Annotated in this window: 13 protein-coding genes; 7 read left to right on the forward strand and 6 right to left on the reverse strand. The window is 43.6% G+C overall.

The window, feature by feature from the left end:
- Nucleotides 1–164 precede the first annotated feature (164 nt).
- Genes DW036_RS08260 through DW036_RS08270 form a run of 3 tightly spaced genes read left to right on the forward strand, consistent with a single transcriptional unit; the run spans nucleotide 165 to nucleotide 5,337 of the window.
- Nucleotides 165–4,184, forward strand: a complete 4,020-nt coding sequence (locus DW036_RS08260; RefSeq protein WP_118462931.1) for a response regulator — start codon at nucleotides 165–167, stop codon at nucleotides 4,182–4,184.
- 4 nt (nucleotides 4,185–4,188) lie between these two features.
- Nucleotides 4,189–4,737 carry a chromate transporter gene (locus tag DW036_RS08265; RefSeq protein ID WP_118462934.1) on the forward strand — a complete coding sequence of 183 codons (549 nt, stop codon included), beginning with the start codon at nucleotides 4,189–4,191 and terminating at the stop codon, nucleotides 4,735–4,737.
- A gap of 48 nt (nucleotides 4,738–4,785) precedes the next feature.
- Nucleotides 4,786–5,337, forward strand: coding sequence for a chromate transporter (locus tag DW036_RS08270; RefSeq protein ID WP_118462937.1), 552 nt, complete (start codon nucleotides 4,786–4,788; stop codon nucleotides 5,335–5,337).
- A 12-nt stretch (nucleotides 5,338–5,349) separates the two neighbouring features.
- On the opposite strand, the gene DW036_RS08275 is transcribed toward DW036_RS08270, so the two are convergent.
- Nucleotides 5,350–6,858: a glycoside hydrolase family 10 protein gene (locus DW036_RS08275; RefSeq protein WP_118462940.1), complete on the reverse strand. Its 1,509-nt coding sequence runs from the start codon at nucleotides 6,856–6,858 to the stop codon at nucleotides 5,350–5,352.
- A 33-nt stretch (nucleotides 6,859–6,891) separates the two neighbouring features.
- Entirely contained in the window at nucleotides 6,892–8,826 is a 1,935-nt protein-coding gene (locus DW036_RS08280; RefSeq protein WP_118463232.1) for a sensor histidine kinase KdpD, read from the reverse strand.
- Nucleotides 8,827–8,988: 162 nt separating this feature from the next.
- Here DW036_RS08280 and uvrA point away from each other — a divergent pair, with 162 nt between their 5' ends.
- A complete protein-coding gene (gene uvrA, locus DW036_RS08285; protein WP_118462943.1) occupies nucleotides 8,989–11,766 on the forward strand; it encodes an excinuclease ABC subunit UvrA in 2,778 nt (925 codons plus the stop codon).
- A 146-nt stretch (nucleotides 11,767–11,912) separates the two neighbouring features.
- On the opposite strand, the gene DW036_RS08290 is transcribed toward uvrA, so the two are convergent.
- Genes DW036_RS08290 through DW036_RS08300 form a run of 3 tightly spaced genes read right to left on the reverse strand, consistent with a single transcriptional unit; the run spans nucleotide 11,913 to nucleotide 14,070 of the window.
- Nucleotides 11,913–12,398 carry an outer membrane beta-barrel protein gene (locus DW036_RS08290; RefSeq protein ID WP_118462946.1) on the reverse strand — a complete coding sequence of 162 codons (486 nt, stop codon included), beginning with the start codon at nucleotides 12,396–12,398 and terminating at the stop codon, nucleotides 11,913–11,915.
- A 2-nt stretch (nucleotides 12,399–12,400) separates the two neighbouring features.
- Nucleotides 12,401–12,640 carry a hypothetical protein gene (locus tag DW036_RS08295; protein ID WP_118462949.1) on the reverse strand — a complete coding sequence of 80 codons (240 nt, stop codon included), beginning with the start codon at nucleotides 12,638–12,640 and terminating at the stop codon, nucleotides 12,401–12,403.
- Nucleotides 12,640–14,070: a carbon starvation protein A gene (locus DW036_RS08300; protein ID WP_118462952.1), complete on the reverse strand. Its 1,431-nt coding sequence runs from the start codon at nucleotides 14,068–14,070 to the stop codon at nucleotides 12,640–12,642. The genes DW036_RS08295 and DW036_RS08300 overlap by 1 nt, the downstream gene beginning before the upstream one ends.
- Nucleotides 14,071–14,210: 140 nt before the next feature.
- Here DW036_RS08300 and DW036_RS08305 point away from each other — a divergent pair, with 140 nt between their 5' ends.
- On the forward strand, nucleotides 14,211–15,698 hold the full coding sequence (locus tag DW036_RS08305; protein WP_118462954.1) for a glycoside hydrolase family 10 protein: 1,488 nt from the start codon (nucleotides 14,211–14,213) through the stop codon (nucleotides 15,696–15,698).
- On the opposite strand, the gene DW036_RS08310 is transcribed toward DW036_RS08305, so the two are convergent.
- Entirely contained in the window at nucleotides 15,695–16,897 is a 1,203-nt protein-coding gene (locus tag DW036_RS08310) for a hypothetical protein (protein ID WP_118462957.1), read from the reverse strand. The two genes, DW036_RS08305 and DW036_RS08310, sit on opposite strands and share 4 nt — an antisense overlap.
- 162 nt (nucleotides 16,898–17,059) lie before the next feature.
- On the opposite strand from DW036_RS08310, the gene DW036_RS08315 reads away from it, so the two are divergent.
- A complete protein-coding gene (locus DW036_RS08315) occupies nucleotides 17,060–18,238 on the forward strand; it encodes an ATP-binding protein (protein WP_007217386.1) in 1,179 nt (392 codons plus the stop codon).
- Between the two features lie 33 nt (nucleotides 18,239–18,271).
- The gene (gene nifJ, locus DW036_RS08320) at nucleotides 18,272–21,829 is read left to right on the forward strand and encodes a pyruvate:ferredoxin (flavodoxin) oxidoreductase (RefSeq protein WP_118462960.1); all 3,558 of its coding nucleotides are present in this window, start codon (nucleotides 18,272–18,274) and stop codon (nucleotides 21,827–21,829) included.
- Nucleotides 21,830–21,876: the final 47 nt, after the last annotated feature.

The raw sequence follows: 21,876 nt of genomic DNA on the forward strand, positions 1-21,876 counted from the left end.
GATGTACAGGCGCAGGTTATAATATACAACTTGCGCCTGTTTCGTCTAAACAATACGAGGTATCGAACACTATTCTTCTACATTCATTTTGCTTTTATCAAACAAAATGCATATTTTTGCGTTAATTTCACAAAAGCCCCCAACAACAAACGCCCATAACTGTTATGAGAAAACTCGTCCTTTTCTTTATATTCACATATTTTTCTGCCCTATGCATCGCCCAAACATATAAATATCTCGGCGTAGAAGATGGCTTAAGTAACCGTAGGGTATACGCCATTCAGAAAGGGCCGAAAGGTTATATGTGGTTTCTTACGCATAATGGCATCGACCGTTATGACGGAAAAAACTTCAAGCAATACCGGCTCATAGACAGCGAGATAGAGGTCAATTCTATGTTAAATCTGAGTTGGCTCTATGTTGGCACGGATGGAACACTTTGGGAAATAGGCAAAAAAGGAAGAGTATTCCGCTATGATGCCAAACATGACCGCTTCCAGTTAGTATACAAACTACCGGATGAAGTGGTAAAAGGAACACCGACTCCTGTCAGCTACGGTTTTATTGATAGCAACAATGTCATATGGCTCTGTAACGAAGAGGCATTATACCTCTACGATACAAAAACTGAGAAAACGACCATCATCAAAAACCATATAGGTGAAAGTATTACAGATATCGAACAAATCGATTCTGAACATTATTTCATTGGCACAGATGTCGGCATACATCATGCCGAATTAAAAAACAATGTTCTTAATCTTTCTCCTTGCAACTGGCTCGACAATCTGAAGATGCAGGTTAATGAACTATTCCTCCATAAAGAAAGCCGTAAACTTTTCATTGGAACTTTTCAGAAAGGTGTTTATCTGTATGACATGAACATCCATCAAGCTATTGAACTGAATGTCGGTTTGAAGGATGTCAGTATTACACGTATCAAAGCTTTCAACGATAAAGAAATCTTAATAGCCACAGATGGTGCCGGAGTATATAAGCTGAATGTAGATACCTACAAATGTGAGCCCTATATTGTAGCCGACTATAGCAGCTATAATTCCATGAACGGCAACAGCATTTATGATCTCTATGTCGATGGTGACCGTATCTGGATGGCAAACTATCCCATCGGCATTACGGTACGTAATAATCAATACACCAGCTATCAATGGATCAAACATTCCATAGGCAATAAGCAATCACTGATCAATGATCAGGTAAATGCCATCATCGAAGATCATGAAGGAGATTTATGGTTTGCGACCAACAATGGCATCAGCCTATATTCCACTAAAAACAAGCAATGGCATTCATTCCTTAGCATATTCGACAATGGGAGTGTAACCAAGAATCACGTTTTTATTTCTTTATGTGAAGTTTCACCAGGCATTATCTGGGCAGGTGGATATAGTTCGGGGATTTATCAAATCAACAAAAAACAGATGAGTGTAGGATTCTTCACTCCTTCCACGTTTGGAGATTGTGACATTCGTCCCGACAAATACATACGCTCTATAATGAAGGATTCCGACGGGAATATATGGTCCGGTGGTTATTATAACTTAAAACGGATTGACTTTGCCCGTAAAAACATACGCGCCTATCCGGGATTGAGTGGCATCACGGATATAAAAGAAAAAGATAAGCAACACATGTGGATAGGTACTGCTACAGGTTTGTATTTACTGGATACAGAAACCGGCAAGTTTGAGTACATCACGATGCCAATAGAGTCTTTCTATATCAATGCACTTTATCAGTCGGATAATGGCCTGCTGTACATAGGAACCAGCAATTCCGGATTACTCATTTATGATCATGAAAAGAAATCTTTCGAGCACTTCCACAAAGACAATTGTCCCTTGATTTCCAACAATATATACAGTATTCTTTCGGATGGAGAAAAAAGTGTCCTGTTGAGTACGGAAAACAGTCTGACAAGTTATTATCCTGAAGAAAAGGTATTCCATAACTGGACTAAAGAGCAGGGATTAAAGAGTGATCACTTCAATGCAACATCGGGCATATTGCGCAAGAATGGAGACTTCATTCTTGGAAGTACGGACGGAGCGATAGAATTCCATAAAGATATGATGATTCCACGCAACTATAAGTTCCAAATGATATTCAGTGATTTGCGTGTATTTTATCAAACCGTTTACCCAGGTGATGAAGGTTCACCGCTGGAAGTGGATATAGATGACACCAAAACCTTGAAACTGAAATACAATCAGAATATATTCTCTTTACGGATTTCTGCCATCAACTATGATTATCCATCACTGATTCTGTATTCATGGAAGTTGGATGGTTTCTACGACGGATGGAGTCGCCCCGAAAAGGATTGCCTGATCCGGTTCACTAACCTAAGTCCCGGAAAATATACTCTACGGGTACGTGCCATTTCCAGTGAAGACAGACGAATCGTTCTTGAAGAACGTAATATGGATATTATTATAGAACAACCGATATGGCTTAGTATCTGGGCTTTACTACTTTATGCTATTGTTATTGCAGCAATTGTTACTATAACTTTACGTGTCATCATCTTACGTAAACAACGAAAAACTTCGGATGAAAAGATACGCTTCTTTATCAATACAGCGCACGATATCCGTACTCCGTTGACATTGATCAAAGCTCCTTTGGAAGAACTCAGCGAAAAGGAAGATCTGACACCAGGCGGACGTAGTAATATGAATACTGCCATACGAAATGTGAATGCCCTGCTGCGTCTTACAACTAACCTGATCAACTTTGAACGCGCAGATACTTATTCCAGTGCTTTGTATGTATCAGAATACGAATTGAGTACATACATGGAAGAAATGATCAATGCTTTCCGTGCTTATGCAGATGTTAAACATGTCAGTCTGACATACGAAAGCAACTTCCGCTATATGAATGTCTGGCTCGACAAAGATAAAATGGACTCTATTCTGAAGAATTTGATTTCCAATGCTTTGAAATATACACCGGAAGGTGGTAGCGTACATATCTTTGCTGCTGAGACTGAAGACAACTGGAGCGTTGAAGTAAAGGATACGGGTATCGGTATTCCGGCTTCCGAACAAAAAAAGCTATTCAGAATGCATTTTCGGGGTAGTAATGCTATAAACTCAAAGGTTACAGGTAGTGGTATTGGTCTCCTACTGGTATGGAAACTCGTCCGTCTGCATAAAGGTAAAATTAACTTCAGCAGCACGGAAGGTAAAGGTTCCTGCATTAAGGTTATATTCCCGAAGAAAGAAAAATATTATCGTAAAGCTGTTCACAGTCCGAAGCCGGGAAGTGAGAAAGTGGTTTATGCAGAATCAGGTGTGCCTAAGAATATTTCTTTAAGTACTGTTTATGATACTGCCAGACAGAAACAACAGCAGAATGGCGATCTTCCGAAAATTTTAATTGTAGAGGATAATGACGAACTGAGAGAGTATTTGCGCAATACACTGTCGGATGATTATATCATACAGGTATGTAGTGACGGCAAGCAAGCACTCGACATAGTAAAAGAGTACATGCCTAACATGATCATTTCGGATATCATGATGCCCGAAATGCGTGGGGATGAATTGTGTCACAGATTGAAGAATGATATTGAAACATCACATATTCCCATCATATTGCTTACAGCACTGAATAATGATAGAAATATCATTGAAGGATTGAAGACGAGAGCAGACGAATACATTGTGAAACCATTTAATATTGGTATTCTTCGTGCTACGATAGCTAATATCCTTACTAACCGTTCCTTATTGCGCCATAAATATGCCAATCTGGAACTGAACGATGAAGAGAGTGACACAGCTTGCATCAACTGTTCCACTGACATTGACTGGAAATTCATTTCTACTGTCAAGAAGAGTGTGGAAGACAATATGGATAATAGCTCCTTTACAGTTGATGTACTATGTAACTTACTGAATATGAGTCGCACCAGTTTTTACAATAAAATAAAGGCTCTGACTGACCAAGCCCCAGCAGATTATATCCGACTGATACGCCTGAAACGTGCCGCCCAGTTACTGAAAGAGCAACAGCACAGTATAACTGAGGTCGCCGAAATGACGGGATTTAGTGATGCGAAGTACTTCCGTGAAGTATTTAAAAAGCATTTCAACGTCAGTCCAAGTCAATATGCGAAACAGAAAGAAGAAGATAATAATGATAAGATGAAATAATAACATGAATATTTACCTCGAGGCATTCGGCCTCTTTTCTAAGATAGGACTCTTTACTATAGGAGGCGGCTATGCCATGGTGCCATTGATAGAAGAAGAAATTGTAGACAAACGGAAATGGATTGCCAAAGACGATTTCATTGACTTACTCGCCATTTCCCAATCAACCCCAGGCATTCTTGCAGTTAACATTTCTATTTTCATCGGATATAAGTTAAGGGGGATTCGCGGAAGCATAGTTACCACTTTAGGTACTATACTACCGTCATTCTTCATAATTCTTGCCATTGCGTTATTCTTCCATAACTTCAAAGATAATGTCATTGTTGAACGTATCTTTAAAGGTATTCGTCCGGCGGTAGTTGCATTGATCGCCGCTCCTACATTCAGTATGGCAAAATCAGCCAAGGTAAACCGTTACAATATCTGGATACCAGTCGTATCAGCATTGGTCATCTGGCTACTGGGCTTCTCCCCTATTTGGGTAATTATCATTGCCGGTGTGGGAGGATACTTGTACGGACGGCTGCGCCGTCCGAAAGTTGAGAGTTGAGAGCTGGCTGCGCATCATAAATTATAAATCATAAATCATAATTTCCCCATGCTTTATTTACAATTATTCTATACATTCTTCAAGATCGGTTTATTTGGCTTTGGTGGCGGATATGCCATGCTTTCTATGATACAAGGTGAAGTGGTCACCCGCTATGGCTGGTTGACATCACAAGAATTTACAGATATTGTGGCTATCAGTCAAATGACGCCCGGACCTATCGGAATCAATTCGGCAACGTATGTAGGTTTTACTGCTACCGGAAGTGTATGGGGCTCTATCATCGCTACCCTTGCAGTGGTGCTTCCCTCATTCATATTGATGTTAGCCATCAGTAAATTCTTCCTGAAATATCAGAAGCATCCGGTTGTAGAAGCCGTATTCAGTGGATTACGTCCGGCAGTGGTCGGATTGCTGGCATCAGCAGCATTGGTATTGATGAACGCAGAAAACTTCAGTTCACCCAAAGAAGATATGTACTCGTTTATTATTAGCTGCCTCATTTTCCTGGTAGCTTTTATAGGAACCAGGAAATATAAAATCAATCCGATACTAATGATTGTAGCTTGCGGAATAGCAGGGCTTATATTATATCAATAAAAAAGGTGAAGCTTATAGCTTCACCTTTTTTGCAACTGTTTTCGACTCATTATGCAGTCGGTCGAGTGCCGTCACCACATAACGATATTTTGTTTTTCCATTCTCATACGGCAATTTATAGAAGTTATCGCGCGTAATGGCTACGATATGGGAAGGATCGCTGATATCCACTTTCTCTTTTGCACCGAAGCGGTAAATCACATATTGAACAGCACGGTTCATTTCATCTTTGTATTTCGGAGCTGTCCAAAACAAAAGATATCCGTCTTCTGTCCACACGGGTTTTACCTTACGCACTTTATCAGGTGCTTCATTATCCATAAAATCGAATACCGGCGGCAAGGCGGGATATTTATGATATTCCGCAATCAAAGCATCACGATATTTCCCGGCATTTTCCACCACTGCACTGGCAGGCCACTGGCAACTTCCGCCAATCGTCTGATAAGCACGCTGCAATGCCATCTTGCGAGGAAGTTGGTTCATAGAAGGGTTTTGCGGATCAGCATTCTGTACTGTATTCATCACTGACTGCCCGATAAACAAAGGACGGTTCTCCGTATGCTTTGCCCACCATTTCACCAATGTTTCATAATCAGCTGCCGGATGGCCAATATGCCAATATATTTGCGGAATATTATAGTCCACCCAACCTTCACGAGCCCAAAGGAGTACATCGGCATAAAGGTCATCATAATTCTGTAATCCATTAGTCTTACTACCCAGCGGATCGCTTTTCTCATTACGATAGATACCAAAAGGAGATACACCAAATTTAACCCACGGCTTCACCTCGCGTACTGTCTCATGTATTTTCTTTATCAACACATTGACATTACTGCGCCGCCAATCTGCTTTATTTGAAAAGCCACCACCGTAACGGGCAAAGCTGGCATCATCTGGAAAGTCCACTCCCGGTTTAGGATAGGGATAGAAATAATCATCCATATGGATGGCATCCACATCATAGCGGGAAACAATGTCCATTACCACCATGCAGATATGGCGACGACTTTCCGGTAATGCCGGATCAAAATATAATTGGTCACCATAGGTCACAAACCACTCGGGATGGATATTATAAACATGATTTGGGGCCAATTCATTCTTTAGCGAGGTCTTCACGCGATAGGGATTGATCCACGCATGAAATTCCATGCCTCGTTTATGACATTCTTCAATCATAAACTCCATAGGATCCCAATAAGGATTAGGAGCCTTTCCCTGTACACCTGTCAGAAAACGGCTCCACGGTTCCAGTTTGGAGGCATAAAGAGCATCAGCCTCAGGACGTACCTGGAAAATGATTGCATTGATACCTGCCTCTTGCAAAGAATTCAACTGGTCAATCAAGGTTTGTTTTAACTTCTCGGTAGGAATTCCACGAAACTGTCCGTTGACAGCCTGAATCCAGGCTGCACGAAATTCACGTTTAGGATATCTTTCGGGTTGCGGAGATTGTGCCGCCGCAGTTAAAGAAAAGAGTAGAGCGCATACGCACAAAAGAGTTTTTACTTTCATTCTTTATAAATCTGATTAAGGGTTGTTTATTAATTATGCAGGCCATTCTACTACCATACGGGTACCGCCAGTATAAGATGTATCCAGATAAATTTTGCCATCAACAATGTCCATTACCTGGCGGGCTATGGAAAGTCCCAATCCTGTACCAGGCCTAAAGGTATCTATTTTAAAGAAACGCTCGAAAATAGTATCCTGACATTGCGGGTCGATACCTATACCTGTATCCTCTATAATAAAACGAATGATACTATTCGCTTTATCTTCCTCACACAGTAGACGAATGACTCCTTGTTCAGTAAACTTCTCGGCATTGTCCAGCAACAAAGACAGGACACGCTTCATCCAGGCACGCACAGTCAGGATTACAGGATCATCAGGAGATGGAATCCACTGCAATTCCACACCGTCATTTTGTTTGCCTCCAAATTCATCTATACATTCAAGACAGCAAGCGTTGACATCTACAACTTCTTTAGGCATATCTGCCGTCTGAGAGTCCATGTCAGCTATATCAATAATATTATCAATCAATCCCAGCAAATAAGCACTGTTCTTCTCCACCTGACCGGAGTATTCACGAGCATCTTCCACATCCAGCCCTTCCTCGGCAAGCAAAGCAGAAAAACCCACAACAGAATTAAGCGGTGTACGCAACTCATGCGTAACATGCTGGATGAATGAACTCTTGATGCGTCCCATCTTCTGCAATTCCTTACGGGCAACATCCAATTTCCGGTTCATAGATAAAGTGCGAACATAGAGGTAAGTAACCAGCAGAAGTAATATAAATATCAGGCAACCGGCAATAGATACCGTAATAAGCCGTTCACGACTCATTCTTTCACTCAATTCCAACTTTTCCATCTTCAGGCGGTCCACTTCAAACTGGGCAGTGTATTTGTTCAGTTGTTCATCCATTTCTGCCGTACGTACAGAATCATTCAATTGAGAGTATTCTGCAAAAGCACGGCATGCCTCCTTATAGTGACCTACTTGTTCCAGCATAATGGCTTTCTGCCTATAATTTCCAGGGTAATAATTACCGATCGAACGTTGGTAATCAATTAAAGAATCCATATAAACCACAGCATTACTTATATCTCCCAGGATCTGGTTGCACATTATTTTGTAACCGAACCATCCTTCTTGTGATATGTCTCCTTTATGTTTGAGGTAATAAGCATTCGCCTCACGGATGTAAGGTTCTGCCGCCTTCGCTCCTTTCACTCCTAAGACAGCTATGACACGAAATTGATAATAACGCATATATAGCGCCTCTCCCATAGATATATTTTTATCTTCTACAGTTTTCACCAACTGTCCTAAACGGTCCAAATAGGGCAAGGCCTCATTATACGACTGACGTGCCAGATAAGTTTGAATGATATTAAGAGAAACAACGTAGGCGTCACGGTAGTATTTGCCTTCCTCAAAATGTTTTAAAGCATTATCATAATATTCAATACAGAGCTTTATATTCTGACCGAACACACGGTGGTTATAGCCTATACACATCTCCCCGGATGCCATGCCATATTTATCTTTCCTCTGTTCGGCATCTTTACATAGCAATTCTGTCTCTTTCATCGCCTCTTCCTGCATGCCCTTTTCAGTCATCCGCTGAATATATTGCCTCCATGCCTGATAGCGATCCGTATTGCGATGACAACGGTCCGCCCAATCCATATATTCATAAGTCATCAGACGCAGACTATCCGTATCACCCAACTCATAATAATGATTTGTAATGATGGCATAAGCATCACTGATATTTGCCGTATCTTTCCGTTCTTTTGCCAGTTCCAGAAAGTGCATGCCCAAAGGTAGAAAATTCGGCTTGCCATTAGCTTTCCGCACACTATCGGCAAGTGATTTCAGATCAACAGTCTCTTGTCCTGTAATTGTCTCGACACAAAAGAACAAGCATACCAAAATGGCACACAAGCATATCCGAGGGTATCGCATAGGGATGATTCGTTTAAAAATGCGCATAAAAATAGCTCTTTTCCTGCTGGTATATCAGCAACTATTTAAAAGTATAACAAATCTTAACCTGCCAATCATTATACATATTTGAACCGCAGTGATTATCTTTGCAAACTGATATTCACTATAGTGATTCTGATTATGATAAAAAACAACTCCATACTTATCAAAGGCGCACGCGTCAACAACCTAAAAAATATAGACGTAGAAATACCCAGAAACAAACTTGTCGTCATCACCGGGCTATCCGGTTCCGGTAAATCATCCCTGGCATTCGACACGCTATATGCAGAAGGACAACGTCGTTATGTAGAAAGCCTGAGCAGTTATGCCCGCCAGTTCCTGGGACGTATGAGCAAGCCGGAATGTGACTTTATTAAGGGAATTCCGCCAGCTATTGCCATAGAACAAAAGGTGAGTAGTCGCAATCCACGATCCACCGTCGGTACCTCTACCGAAATTTACGAATACCTGCGTTTACTGTATGCACGCATCGGACGGACATTCAGTCCCATCAGCGGAGAGGAAGTAAAAAAACATTCCACAGAAGATATCGTAAACTGTATGTTGGGATATCCGGAAGGAACAAGATACACCGTACTGGCTCCGATATTACTCCGCGAAGACCGAACGATGAAGCAGCAATTAGACATCGATATGAAACAAGGTTTCAACCGTCTGGAAGTAAACGGAGAAATGGTTCGTATCGACGAATACGAGCCTAAAAAAGAAGATACAGTTTTCTTGTTGATAGACCGTATGGTAGCATCTAAAGAGAAAGATGCAATCAGCCGGTTAACAGATTCTGCCGAGACAGCCATGTACGAAGGTGACGGAGCCTGCCTACTGCGATTCTATCAACCTGACGGAACAACCAGCCTATACCGCTTCAGCACTAAATTCGAGGCAGACGGCATTGCTTTTGAGGAGCCCAGTGACCAGATGTTTTCTTTCAATTCCCCTATTGGTGCATGTCCTGAGTGTGAGGGTTTCGGCAAGGTAATCGGCATTGATGAACACTTGGTAATACCCAACCGCTCATTATCCGTATACGACGGTGCCGTGGTATGCTGGCGCGGCGAAGTAATGGGAGAATGGAAAGACATGGTAATACGCGGTGCTGAAAAAGCCGGTTTCCCGATCTTCACCCCCTACTTTGAACTTACAAACGAGCAGCGCCGCATGTTATGGGAAGGTACCCCTTACTTCCAAGGAATCAATGCTTTCTTCAAGATGGTACAGGAAAATCAGTACAAAATACAGTACCGTGTGATGTTAGCACGCTATCGTGGCAAAACACTTTGTCCAAAGTGCCACGGTACCCGCCTGAAGCCCGAAGCCAGCTATGTACAGGTAGGCGGACGAAATATCTCCGAACTTGTGGACTTGCCGATTACGGAACTGAAAACTTTCTTCGATAACCTTCAGCTGGATAAGCATGATACGGATGTTGCCACCCGTATCCTAACGGAAATCAACAGTCGCATCCGCTTCCTTCTCGATGTAGGATTGGGATATCTGACATTAAACCGCCTCAGCAATTCGCTTTCCGGTGGTGAAAGTCAGCGCATCAACCTCGCTACTTCATTAGGCAGTAGCCTGGTTGGCTCACTCTATATTCTTGATGAACCAAGTATCGGGTTGCATAGCCGCGACACAGATAAGCTGATCCATGTATTACGTCAATTACAACAATTGGGTAATACGGTTGTCATCGTGGAACATGACGAGGAAATCATCCGTGCAGCAGATTATATTATAGATATCGGACCGAAAGCCGGACGTCTGGGCGGACAAGTTGTCTACCAGGGAGATATGAAAGATTTGCAACCCAATAGTGATAGTTACACAGTACGTTATCTGCTGGGAGAAGAAGAAATTCCTGTTCCGGAACACCGTCGTCCATGGAATAACTACATAGAACTGACCGGAGCCCGCGAGAATAATCTGAAAGGGGTAAACGTACGTTTTCCGCTAAATGTGATGACTGTAGTAACCGGAGTCAGCGGTTCCGGTAAGAGTACTCTGGTACGTGACGTTTTCTTCCGTGCCCTGAAGCGCGAACTGGATGAATGCAGTGAACGTCCGGGTGAATTCGCTTCTATTGGTGGTGACCTGCAAAACCTGCGGAACGTAGAATTTGTAGACCAGAACCCCATTGGTAAATCCAGTCGTTCGAATCCTGTGACATATATCAAAGCTTACGATGAAATTCGTAAATTATGGGCAGAACAACCGCTTGCCAAGCAAATGGGATACACTGCCGGTTACTTCTCATTCAACAGTGAAGGCGGACGTTGCGAAGAATGTAAAGGTGACGGAACCATCACAGTAGAAATGCAATTCATGGCCGACTTGGTTCTGGAATGTGAAACCTGCCATGGCAAACGCTTCAAAGCAGATACACTGGAAGTTAAGTTCCATGATGCCAATATATATGATGTACTGGAAATGACCGTAAACCAGGCCGTGGAGTTCTTCACCAAACACGGACAAAAGAAGATTGTGAAGAAACTTGCTCCACTGCAAGATGTGGGATTGGGATATATCAAACTGGGACAATCTTCCTCCACCCTTTCAGGTGGTGAAAACCAGCGTGTGAAACTGGCTTACTACCTCAGTCAGGAGAAAGCAGACCCCACCCTGTTTATCTTTGATGAACCGACCACGGGATTGCACTTCCATGACATCCGTAAATTGCTGGAAGCATTCGATGCTTTGATATTACGTGGACACTCCATTGTAATCATTGAACACAACATGGATGTTATTAAATGTGCCGACTACGTAATAGACCTTGGACCGGAAGGCGGTGATAAAGGTGGAAATCTGGTAGCTGCAGGTACACCAGAGGAAGTGGCAAAATGTGCAGCAAGCTATACAGGACAATTCCTGCAAGAGAAATTACACATGAAATAATTGAAATGAATTCATCTCATGAGACGATTTATTTTGTCTCGTAAGATGAAAATATTCGTCCCATGAGATAAAAAAAATCGTCCCGTAAGACTATTAATATGATCTCATGGGACGATTCATAAAATCCGCAAAGCGGAAGAAAACTCTTAGAAGTAGAAACCGAAACCTACCTTCAGGCCAAATACCGAACGGTCACTATTTACGTTCCAGTACACAGCCGGTTCAAGTGTCACTGTCCTTGACAAGAAGAAAGCATAGCCAGCCTCTGCTCCGAATGAAAACTTGGTATCACTGCTTGAACTCCAACTCCAACGATCCATATTAACATCAGCACCCAGATAGATTCCAGTCTTACTAAAATAATAACGCCCACCTACACCGAGAGTATAGACATCCGTATCGGAACCACCATTATTCCAGGCAGCCCCTGCATGTACCAATAACGCCACATTATCCAGCAAGAATGCACCACCCTTGGCTTCAATAGCAAAAGAGGTCTTATCTGTATCCGTATTATGCGACAAACCTAACCCGGAAATTGACGGATTCACAATCCACTTTCCTTTTTCAAACTGTGCCTGGGCAGCCACTGTGGCCACAAGCAGACAAACGAATAATACTAATTTTTTCATTGTTACTTATAGTTTTTGGTGTTATTGTACTTTTCATCTTCTTCTTTACGTTTCCGCTGCAATTCTTCTTTCTTACGCAGCACCAGCCAGAGAATAAACACGATAATATAAGATGCCGCAACCGTAATGTATTTCTCCATATCACTGATGACAGTGTTACGCGGCAGGAAATAGGCTGCTGTAGCACTCACATAGATAAGCAGGGCGATCGTAATACTTGTTGATTTTTTGAATTTCTTCATTACCAAAGTTTTTTAGTTGTTTTGAAATACCAGATATTAAACCAGAATGCGGCTATCACTACAGAAAGAATGGCAATAACGAGAGCCATTTGAGGCCCTAAGTCAAAACCTTCGGGAGCTATACAAATATAAGTTGTACAAACGGCGGTCATGAATATAGCCGGTAAATAAGTTACATAAAAATAGCGTCCCTTCTTCTCACGCACCAAATAAACGGTAATCGCCCAAAGAGTGAAAACAGAGAGCGTCTGGTTGGTCCATGCGAAGTAACGCCAAATCATATCAAAGCCTTCTTTGTCACGCAGACTGTAAAGCAACAGACCAATAGCAACGAGAAACATCGGCACACATATATATAAACGGCGTCGTATGGTTTTTTGTTCCATTCCAAGAAAGTCAGCCACAATGAGACGGGCAGAACGAAAAGCGGTGTCACCACTGGTGATAGGCGCAGCAATCACACCCAATATAGCGAGGAAACCACCTATTACGCCAAGCCAGTCTTTAGTGATGGCATCTACTACTACAGCCGCATTCGTTTCGCCCATTCCATTTTCATGAAAGAAGTAAGTGGCCACAGCAGCCCATATCAGAGCAACAATACCTTCGGTAATCATGGCACCATAGAATACAGGACGACCGTGACGTTCGCTTGTCATACAACGTGCCATCAACGGGCTTTGTGTTGCATGAAAACCACTGATAGCGCCACAGGCTATGCTAACAAACATAATTGGGAAAATAGGCAATTCGACAGCATTCGGGTTCGTATTCTGCAATCCGTCCCAGAATTCCGGCAGAACAGGATGCTTCACATAGAGCATCACCAATATACCGACCGCCATAAAGAGCAATGCAACAGCAAAAAGTGGGTAAATCTTACCTATTATCTTATCGACGGGCAACAAGGTTGCTAAAATATAATAGATAAATACAATCACTATCCAGAACGTAGCATCCAGCGACTCCGGCGTAAGCTTTGCCAACAGCCCGGCAGGACCGGCTACAAACACAGCCCCCACCAATATCATCAGAAGTACGGTAAAACCACGCATCACTTGCTTGGTAGTCGTACCCAGATATCGACCGATGATTTCCGGCAAACTTTCACCGCCATTACGCAAAGAAAGCATACCTGCCAGATAATCGTGTACAGCACCGGCAAAGATGCTGCCAAACACAATCCACAAATAGGACGACACCCCGAATTTAGCCCCCATAATAGCGCCGAAAATGGGTCCTAAACCGGCAATATTAAGAAATTGTATCATGAATATTTTCCACGTGGGCAGAGGAATATAGTCCACCCCGTCGGTCTTGGTCAGGGCAGGTGTTTTACGATCGTCAGGGCCAAAGATGCGTTCGATGAAACGCCCGTAAAGAAAATAGCCCGCTATTAATGCCAGTAAGCAAAGCGTAAATGTAATCATGGTGCGTTGTTATTCATTACTTTTAATGCACGCAAATGTAACAGTTTCTTAGGAAACTGCACAACTTTCTCGAGTGTTTTACTTATCTTCGCCGCGAAAAATGACAGAAATAAAGAAGTAAAAGAGAATCCAGCCCTATCATGAAACAGTTACTGCTTATCATACTATTCAGCATATTGGTTTTGCCCCTTGCTGCGCAATCCATCGGTGAGACGACAAATCGTCCGCCTAAATACGAAGTGCGTGCCGCCTGGATTACCGCTGTCTATGGCCTGGACTGGCCGCGTACCCGTGCCACCACGCCCGAAGGTATCTGGAAACAAAAAGCAGAACTCGTCGAAATACTGGACCGACTGAAAGATGCCAACTTCAACACCGTACTCTTCCAGACACGGACACGCGGTGATGTACTCTATCGCTCAAAAATTGAGCCTTTCAATTCTATACTAACCGGAAAAACAGGTGGCGATCCGGGGTATGACCCGCTGGCTTTTGCCGTAGAGGAATGTCATAAACGCGGTATGGAATGCCATGCCTGGATGGTAGCCATTCCATTGGGTAACCGCAAACATGTTGCCAATCTGGGTAATACCTCTGTCACTAAACAAAAATCCGCCATTTGTGTACCTTACAAGCGGGAATATTTCCTCAATCCCGGAAATCCGCAAACCAAAGAATATCTGATGAGTCTTGTACGTGAGGTTGTGGAAAAATATGACGTAGATGGCGTCCATTTCGATTATCTGCGCTATCCGGAGAATGCTCCCCGTTTTCCCGATACTTACGATTTCCGGAAGTACGGTAAAGGACGTGATCTTTCCCAATGGCGCAGGGATAATATCACAGAAATCGTCCGTCATCTCTATAAAGGTGTAAAAGCTCTGAAACCCTGGGTAAAGGTTAGTACCTGCCCGGTAGGTAAATACCGTGACACTTCCCGCTATCCTTCTCGCGGCTGGAATGCTTTCCACACCGTCTATCAGGATGCACAAGGTTGGCTGGGCGAAGGGATACAAGATCAGATATATCCCATGATTTATTTCCGTGGTAATCATTTCTACCCTTTTGCCCTCGACTGGCAGGAACAAAGTAATGGACGACAGATTATTCCAGGACTGGGCATTTATTTCCTTGACCCCAGCGAAGGCAACTGGACTTTGGACGAAGTGGAACGCCAAATGTACTTTATCCGCAAACATAAACTGGCAGGTCAGGCTCATTATCGTGTAAAATATCTGATGGATAACACTCAGGGATTGTATGATGCATTGGAAGAAGATTTCTATACCGCTCCTGCCTTGCAGCCCGCCATGCCATGGATAGACAACGTACCACCTACAACTCCCGGCAATTTAACCGTTACCCAGCAATCCGACGGCTACATACATTTGAGCTGGCTTCCCGCCACGGACAATGATAAACGCAATGTGCCGACTTATGTCATCTATGGTTCGGATACTTATCCCGTAGATACCTCTAACCCGGAAAATATCATAGCCCAGCGTGTACAGGGAACAGAATATACATATGCCCCCATCCGTCTGTGGACAGCAAAGAAATACTTTGCCGTCACAGCTGTAGATCGTTGTGGAAATGAGAGCGAAGCATGCAAACAGGTCTTACACTAATCATTCGTATCATTCACCCTACTCTTATAACATAGAACATAGGCGCGATACCGGCTCTTCGGTGTAACCGGAACTAACGGAAGATAGCCGGAAACCAAACGTCCGTTTTCTATTACAGCAGGATACTGCTCCATCGCCTGCTCATGCTCTTCCTGCAGGGCATTGTTCGTTGGATAATAATCAATTTTAAAATTACCAACTGTGCCCGGAGCTACAAAATTCTCGCGAAACAGATGTGCCGCCACTCCCATATTCATACGCACGTTAATTTCCACACAAGGATGAATACGGTAACTCTGCGTTTCCTCATCACGACAAACCATCATGTCTACACCCAGATAACCCGTATAAGACTCTCCGAATACAACAGTTAATAACTCCTGCAACCTTTCGCGTACCTGGACCAAAGTTACCAATGGTACGTATTCAGTTATCCAGTTTTCCACCCATTCAGGTGTTACCAGCAGATTACCAAGATAGGCTCCTTTTTCATTGGTCAGGAAAAGAGAATAACCAGTAAAAAGTACCCTGCCACGTCCATCAGAATAAAATTCAAGAGCAAAATCTTCTACCTTATTATATACAGGTTGCCCGATTACCCCCTCTTGTTCATCCAAAACATGCTGACACCAACCGGCAATAGAATCGGTAAATGTACCTCTACACCAGTTCAATCCTTTACCACTACTTGACCAAGGCGCCTTCAACACTGTACGTTTATACTTCTCTACAAATTCCTGACAAGCAGGGATATCATGCAGATAGTTGGCCAAACCACAACAATTCTCAATGCCATGCAAGCCGTCAAGCACTACCATAGCCAACTCTCGAGAAGAAAAGGTACGAAGTCTTTTTAATTCCTCCAGCGTAGGAAGTTTGTGTTTTGCAATTCCCCCTTTCAACATGCGTTTACGAAAAGCAAGATTCCAGCCCCATGGTATAATCTGAGATTCGGCATAATCAGGCAGTTCAGGTTCGGTAACCAACTGCACGGAAAGGGGAAACATACGCTTCATTATTTGCAGATAATCTGCATTATAAGCTGATGGAGCGAGTACGGCACTGCCAGGCTGGGCATACCAGATGGGTAATAAAGCAAGGTCCTGAGCCATTCGGCGGGCAGAAGCGGGAGCTATATAATTTTCTTCATTGTTAGCAAGCGCCATGTCTGTGTCTGGGTTGAATACGTAGAGTTTCATACAATTACAGTTCTTTATTATTTAAAGCCGCAAAATTACAGAGAAAAACAAGGCAAAGCAAATATATAAACTTCACTAACAAAAAAGATATTTTGCCATCTCTACTTTGCAATTCTACAAAAAAGCCGTATATTTGTCGCCCGATAAACCGAATTTAACAGCATGGAAGCATTCTACCGCACACACGCCTATCTTGTTGAGCATACCAATGCCCCTGTTCGCCGTGACCTCATGGATGAGATCAACTGGAACGACCGCCTTATCGGTATTAAAGGAACGCGTGGTGTAGGCAAAACCACGTTTCTGTTACAATACGCTAAAGAGAAATTCGGCACTGACCGTTCTTGTCTCTTTATCAATATGAACAACTTCTACTTTTCTTATTTCAGCATCGTTGACTTCGCTTATGAATTCCAACGCCGCGGTGGAAAAGTATTATTGATAGACCAGGTGTTTAAACACCCTGACTGGAGCAGAGAACTGAGAATGTGCTACGACCGTTTCCCGAACCTCAAAATTGTATTCACCGGTTCGTCCGTGATGCGACTGAAAGAGGAAAATCTGGAACTGCGTGATATAGTGAAGAGTTATAACCTGCGTGGCTTCTCTTTCCGTGAGTATCTGAACCTGCAAACAGGCATGAAGTTCCGTGCTTATACACTGGAAGAGATTTTGAGCAACCACGAACAGATTGCCAAAGGTATCCTTTCGAAAGTGCGCCCGTTAGATTACCTGCAGGATTATCTGCACCACGGCTTCTATCCGTTCTTTCTGGAAAAACGCAATTTCTCGGAAAATCTGCTGAAGACCATGAATATGATGGTGGAAGTGGATATTCTTCTCATTAAACAGATTGAACTGAAATATCTTTCAAAAATCAAGAAATTGCTCTATATGCTGGCAGTAGACGGTCCGAAAGCCCCGAACGTAAGCCAGCTGGCAAACGATATACAGACATCCCGTGCTACGGTGATGAACTACATCAAATATCTGGCAGATGCACGTCTTATCAATATGGTATATCCGAAGGGAGAAGAATTCCCTAAGAAACCATCAAAGATTATGATGCACAACTCCAACCTGATGTACTCCATCTATCCCGTGAAAGTGGAAGAACTGGATGTACTGGATACTTTCTTCGCAAATTCCTTGTGGAAAGATCACAAGGTGAACAAAGGCGACAAGAATATGTCGTTCTTGGTGGACGATGTGATGCCTTTCAAGATTTGTCCGGAAGGAATGAAGATTAAGAACAATCCCGGCGTCACCTACGCCCTGCACAAAGCAGAAATAGGAAGAGGGAATCAGATTCCACTCTGGATGTTCGGCTTTTTATATTGAGATTTATTCACTTAATAATAATTCAATTTAGTTATGACTAAACAGAAGAAATTCATTACTTGTGATGGTAACCAAGCTGCTGCGCATATCTCGTATATGTTCTCTGAAGTAGCTGCTATCTATCCCATCACTCCCTCTTCTACGATGGCTGAGTACGTAGACGAATGGGCTGCCGCAGGACGCAAAAACATCTTCGGCGAAACAGTATTGGTACAGGAAATGCAATCAGAAGCCGGTGCTGCCGGAGCCGTTCACGGTTCATTGCAAGCCGGTGCGTTGACTTCAACGTACACTGCATCTCAAGGTCTGTTGCTGATGATCCCGAATATGTACAAGATTGCCGGTGAATTCCTGCCTTGCGTATTCCACGTATCAGCTCGTACACTGGCTTCTCACGCTCTGTGTATCTTCGGTGACCACCAAGACGTTATGTCAACCCGTATGACCGGTTTTGCTATGCTGGCCGAAGGTTCTGTACAGGAAGTTATGGACCTCTCCGGTGTTGCTCACTTGTCAACTATCAAAGCTCGTGTACCGTTTGTTAATTTCTTCGACGGCTTCCGTACTTCTCATGAAATCCAGAAGATCGAGATGTTGGAAAACGACGATCTCGCTCCGCTGATTGACCAGAAAGCTCTGGCTGAATTCCGTGCCCGCGCATTGAATCCGATGAATCCGGTTGCCCGTGGTATGGCTGAAAATCCCGACCACTTCTTCCAACACCGTGAATCATGCAACAACTACTACGAAGCAGTTCCTGCTATTGTAGAAGAATACATGAATGAAATTTCTAAAATCACAGGACGTAAATACGGCTTGTTCGATTACTATGGTGCTGAAGACGCAGAACGCGTTATCATCGCCATGGGTTCTGTAACCGAAGCTGCCCGCGAAGCTATCGACTACTTGATGGCTAATGGCGAAAAGGTAGGTATGGTTGCTGTACACTTGTATCGTCCGTTCTCTGCTAAGCACTTCCTGGCTGCTGTGCCTAAGACTGCTAAGACTATTGCAGTTCTTGACCGTACGAAGGAACCGGGTGCTAACGGCGAACCGTTGTACCTCGATGTAAAAGACTGCTATTATGGTGCAGCTAATGCTCCGGTAATCGTAGGCGGTCGTTACGGTTTGGGTTCTAAGGACACTACTCCTGCTCAGATCATTGCCGTATTCAAGAATCTGGCTATGCCGATGCCGAAGAACCACTTCACTATCGGTATCGTAGACGATGTTACTTTCACTTCACTTCCTCAGGAAGAAGAAATCGCATTGGGCGGTGCAGGTATGTTCGAAGCTAAATTCTACGGACTGGGTGCTGACGGTACAGTAGGTGCCAACAAGAACTCTGTAAAAATCATCGGTGACAACACCGACAAGCATTGCCAGGCTTACTTCTCTTATGACTCTAAGAAGTCAGGTGGTTTCACTTGTTCTCACTTGCGTTTCGGTGATACTCCGATCCGTTCTACATATTTGGTAAACACTCCGAACTTTGTGGCTTGCCACGTTCAGGCCTACCTGCACATGTATGATGTAACCCGTGGTTTGCGCAAGAACGGTACATTCCTGCTGAATACAATCTGGGAAGGCGAAGAATTGGCAAAGAACCTGCCTACCCGCGTGAAGAAGTACTTCGCAAAGAACAATATCTCTGTATACTATATCAATGCAACTCAGATTGCACAGGAAATCGGTTTGGGTAACCGTACCAATACAATCCTGCAATCTGCATTCTTCCGTATCACAGGTGTAATTCCTGTTGACCTGGCTGTAGAACAGATGAAGAAATTCATCCAGAAGTCTTACGGTAAGAAGGGTGAAGATATCGTAAACAAGAACTACGCTGCCGTTGACCGTGGTGGTGAATACAAGCAATTGACCGTTGATCCTGCCTGGGTTAATCTGGCTGATGACGCCAAGACTGAAAACAACGATCCTGCATTCATCAACGAAGTAGTTCGTCCGATCAATGCACAGGATGGTGACTTGTTGCCAGTATCTGCATTCAAGGGTATCGAAGACGGTACTTGGTATCAAGGTACAGCTAAATACGAAAAACGTGGTGTAGCTGCTTTCGTACCCGAATGGAATGCTGAAAACTGTATACAGTGTAACAAGTGTGCTTATGTTTGTCCTCACGCTTCTATCCGTCCGTTCGTTCTGGATGCTGAAGAGCAGAAGGGTGCAAACTTCGAGATGCTGAAAGCTGTAGGTAAAGTATTCGACGGTATGACATTCCGTATCCAAGTTGACGTTCTCGACTGTCTGGGTTGCGGTAACTGTGCCGACATCTGTCCGGGTAACCCGAAGAAGGGTGGCAAAGCTTTGACTATGAAACATCTGGAAAGCCAGTTGAACCAAGTTCCTAACTGGGATTACTGCGCTGAAAAGGTAGCAAGCAAACAACATCTGGTTGACGTTAAAGCTAACGTAAAGAACTCTCAGTTCGCTACTCCGTTGTTTGAATTCTCAGGCGCTTGCTCTGGTTGTGGTGAAACTCCGTATGTGAAGTTGATCACTCAGTTGTTTGGTGACCGCGAAATGGTAGCTAATGCAACAGGATGTTCTTCTATCTACTCCGGTTCAGTACCTTCTACTCCTTATACTAAGAATGAAAAGGGTCAAGGTCCTGCTTGGGCAAACTCTTTGTTCGAAGACTTCTGCGAATTCGGTTTGGGTATGGAACTCGCTAATGAAAAGATGCGTGACCGTATCGTGAAACTGTTCAACCAGATTCTGGAAGGTGACAATGCTCCTGCTGAAGCTAAGGAAGTATTGAAAGCATGGATTGAAAACATGTACGATGCAGACAAGACTAAAGAACTTGCACCTCAGATCGAGGCTATCATCGAGCAAGGCATCGCTGCAGGCTGCCCGGTAAGCAAGGAACTGAAAGGCTTGACTCAATATTTAGTAAAACGCAGCCAGTGGATCATCGGTGGTGACGGTGCTTCTTACGATATCGGTTACGGTGGTCTCGACCATGTAATCGCCAGCGGTAAGGACGTTAACATCCTGGTTCTGGATACTGAGGTTTACTCTAACACAGGTGGTCAGTCTTCTAAGGCTACTCCGGTGGGCGCTATCGCTAAGTTTGCTGCTGCCGGTAAGCGTGTACGCAAGAAAGACCTCGGTCTGATGGCTACTACTTACGGTTACGTTTACGTAGCTCAGATTGCTATGGGTGCTGACCAGGCTCAGACTCTGAAAGCAATCCGCGAAGCTGAAGCTTATCCCGGACCGTCACTCATCATCGCTTACGCTCCGTGTATCAACCACGGTCTGAAGCTGGGTATGGGTAAGAGCCAAGCTGAGGAAGAAAAGGCTGTTAAGTGCGGTTACTGGCACTTGTGGCGTTACAATCCGGCTTTGGAAGCTGAAGGAAAGAACCCGTTCCAGTTGGATAGCAAAGAACCCGATTGGGCTGGATTCCAGGACTTCTTGAAGAGTGAGGTTCGTTACTCTTCTGTAATGAAACAATATCCTTCAGAAGCTGCCGAACTGTTCCAGGCTGCCGAAGACAATGCAAAATGGCGTTACAACAGCTACAAGCGTCTGTCTAAAGGAAACTGGGGTGCTGATGCCGAATAATTTCGATTATTGAAATAGAACATAATAAACTCTGAAAAATGAAGGCT

This window comes from Bacteroides sp. AF39-11AC, assembly GCF_003474285.1.
GTDB lineage: Bacteria > Bacteroidota > Bacteroidia > Bacteroidales > Bacteroidaceae > Bacteroides.

Coding starts and splice junctions, on each gene's coding strand:
- DW036_RS08260 (WP_118462931.1), top strand. CDS start 165: ATGAGAAAACTCGTCCTTTTCTTTATATTCACATATTTTTCTGCCCTA.
- DW036_RS08315 (WP_007217386.1), top strand. CDS start 17,060: ATGGAAGCATTCTACCGCACACACGCCTATCTTGTTGAGCATACCAAT.
- DW036_RS08290 (WP_118462946.1), bottom strand. CDS start 12,398: ATGAAAAAATTAGTATTATTCGTTTGTCTGCTTGTGGCCACAGTGGCT.
- DW036_RS08265 (WP_118462934.1), top strand. CDS start 4,189: ATGAATATTTACCTCGAGGCATTCGGCCTCTTTTCTAAGATAGGACTC.
- DW036_RS08305 (WP_118462954.1), top strand. CDS start 14,211: ATGAAACAGTTACTGCTTATCATACTATTCAGCATATTGGTTTTGCCC.
- nifJ (WP_118462960.1), top strand. CDS start 18,272: ATGACTAAACAGAAGAAATTCATTACTTGTGATGGTAACCAAGCTGCT.
- DW036_RS08310 (WP_118462957.1), bottom strand. CDS start 16,897: ATGAAACTCTACGTATTCAACCCAGACACAGACATGGCGCTTGCTAAC.
- DW036_RS08300 (WP_118462952.1), bottom strand. CDS start 14,070: ATGATTACATTTACGCTTTGCTTACTGGCATTAATAGCGGGCTATTTT.
- DW036_RS08275 (WP_118462940.1), bottom strand. CDS start 6,858: ATGAAAGTAAAAACTCTTTTGTGCGTATGCGCTCTACTCTTTTCTTTA.
- DW036_RS08270 (WP_118462937.1), top strand. CDS start 4,786: ATGCTTTATTTACAATTATTCTATACATTCTTCAAGATCGGTTTATTT.
- uvrA (WP_118462943.1), top strand. CDS start 8,989: ATGATAAAAAACAACTCCATACTTATCAAAGGCGCACGCGTCAACAAC.
- DW036_RS08280 (WP_118463232.1), bottom strand. CDS start 8,826: ATGCGATACCCTCGGATATGCTTGTGTGCCATTTTGGTATGCTTGTTC.
- DW036_RS08295 (WP_118462949.1), bottom strand. CDS start 12,640: ATGAAGAAATTCAAAAAATCAACAAGTATTACGATCGCCCTGCTTATC.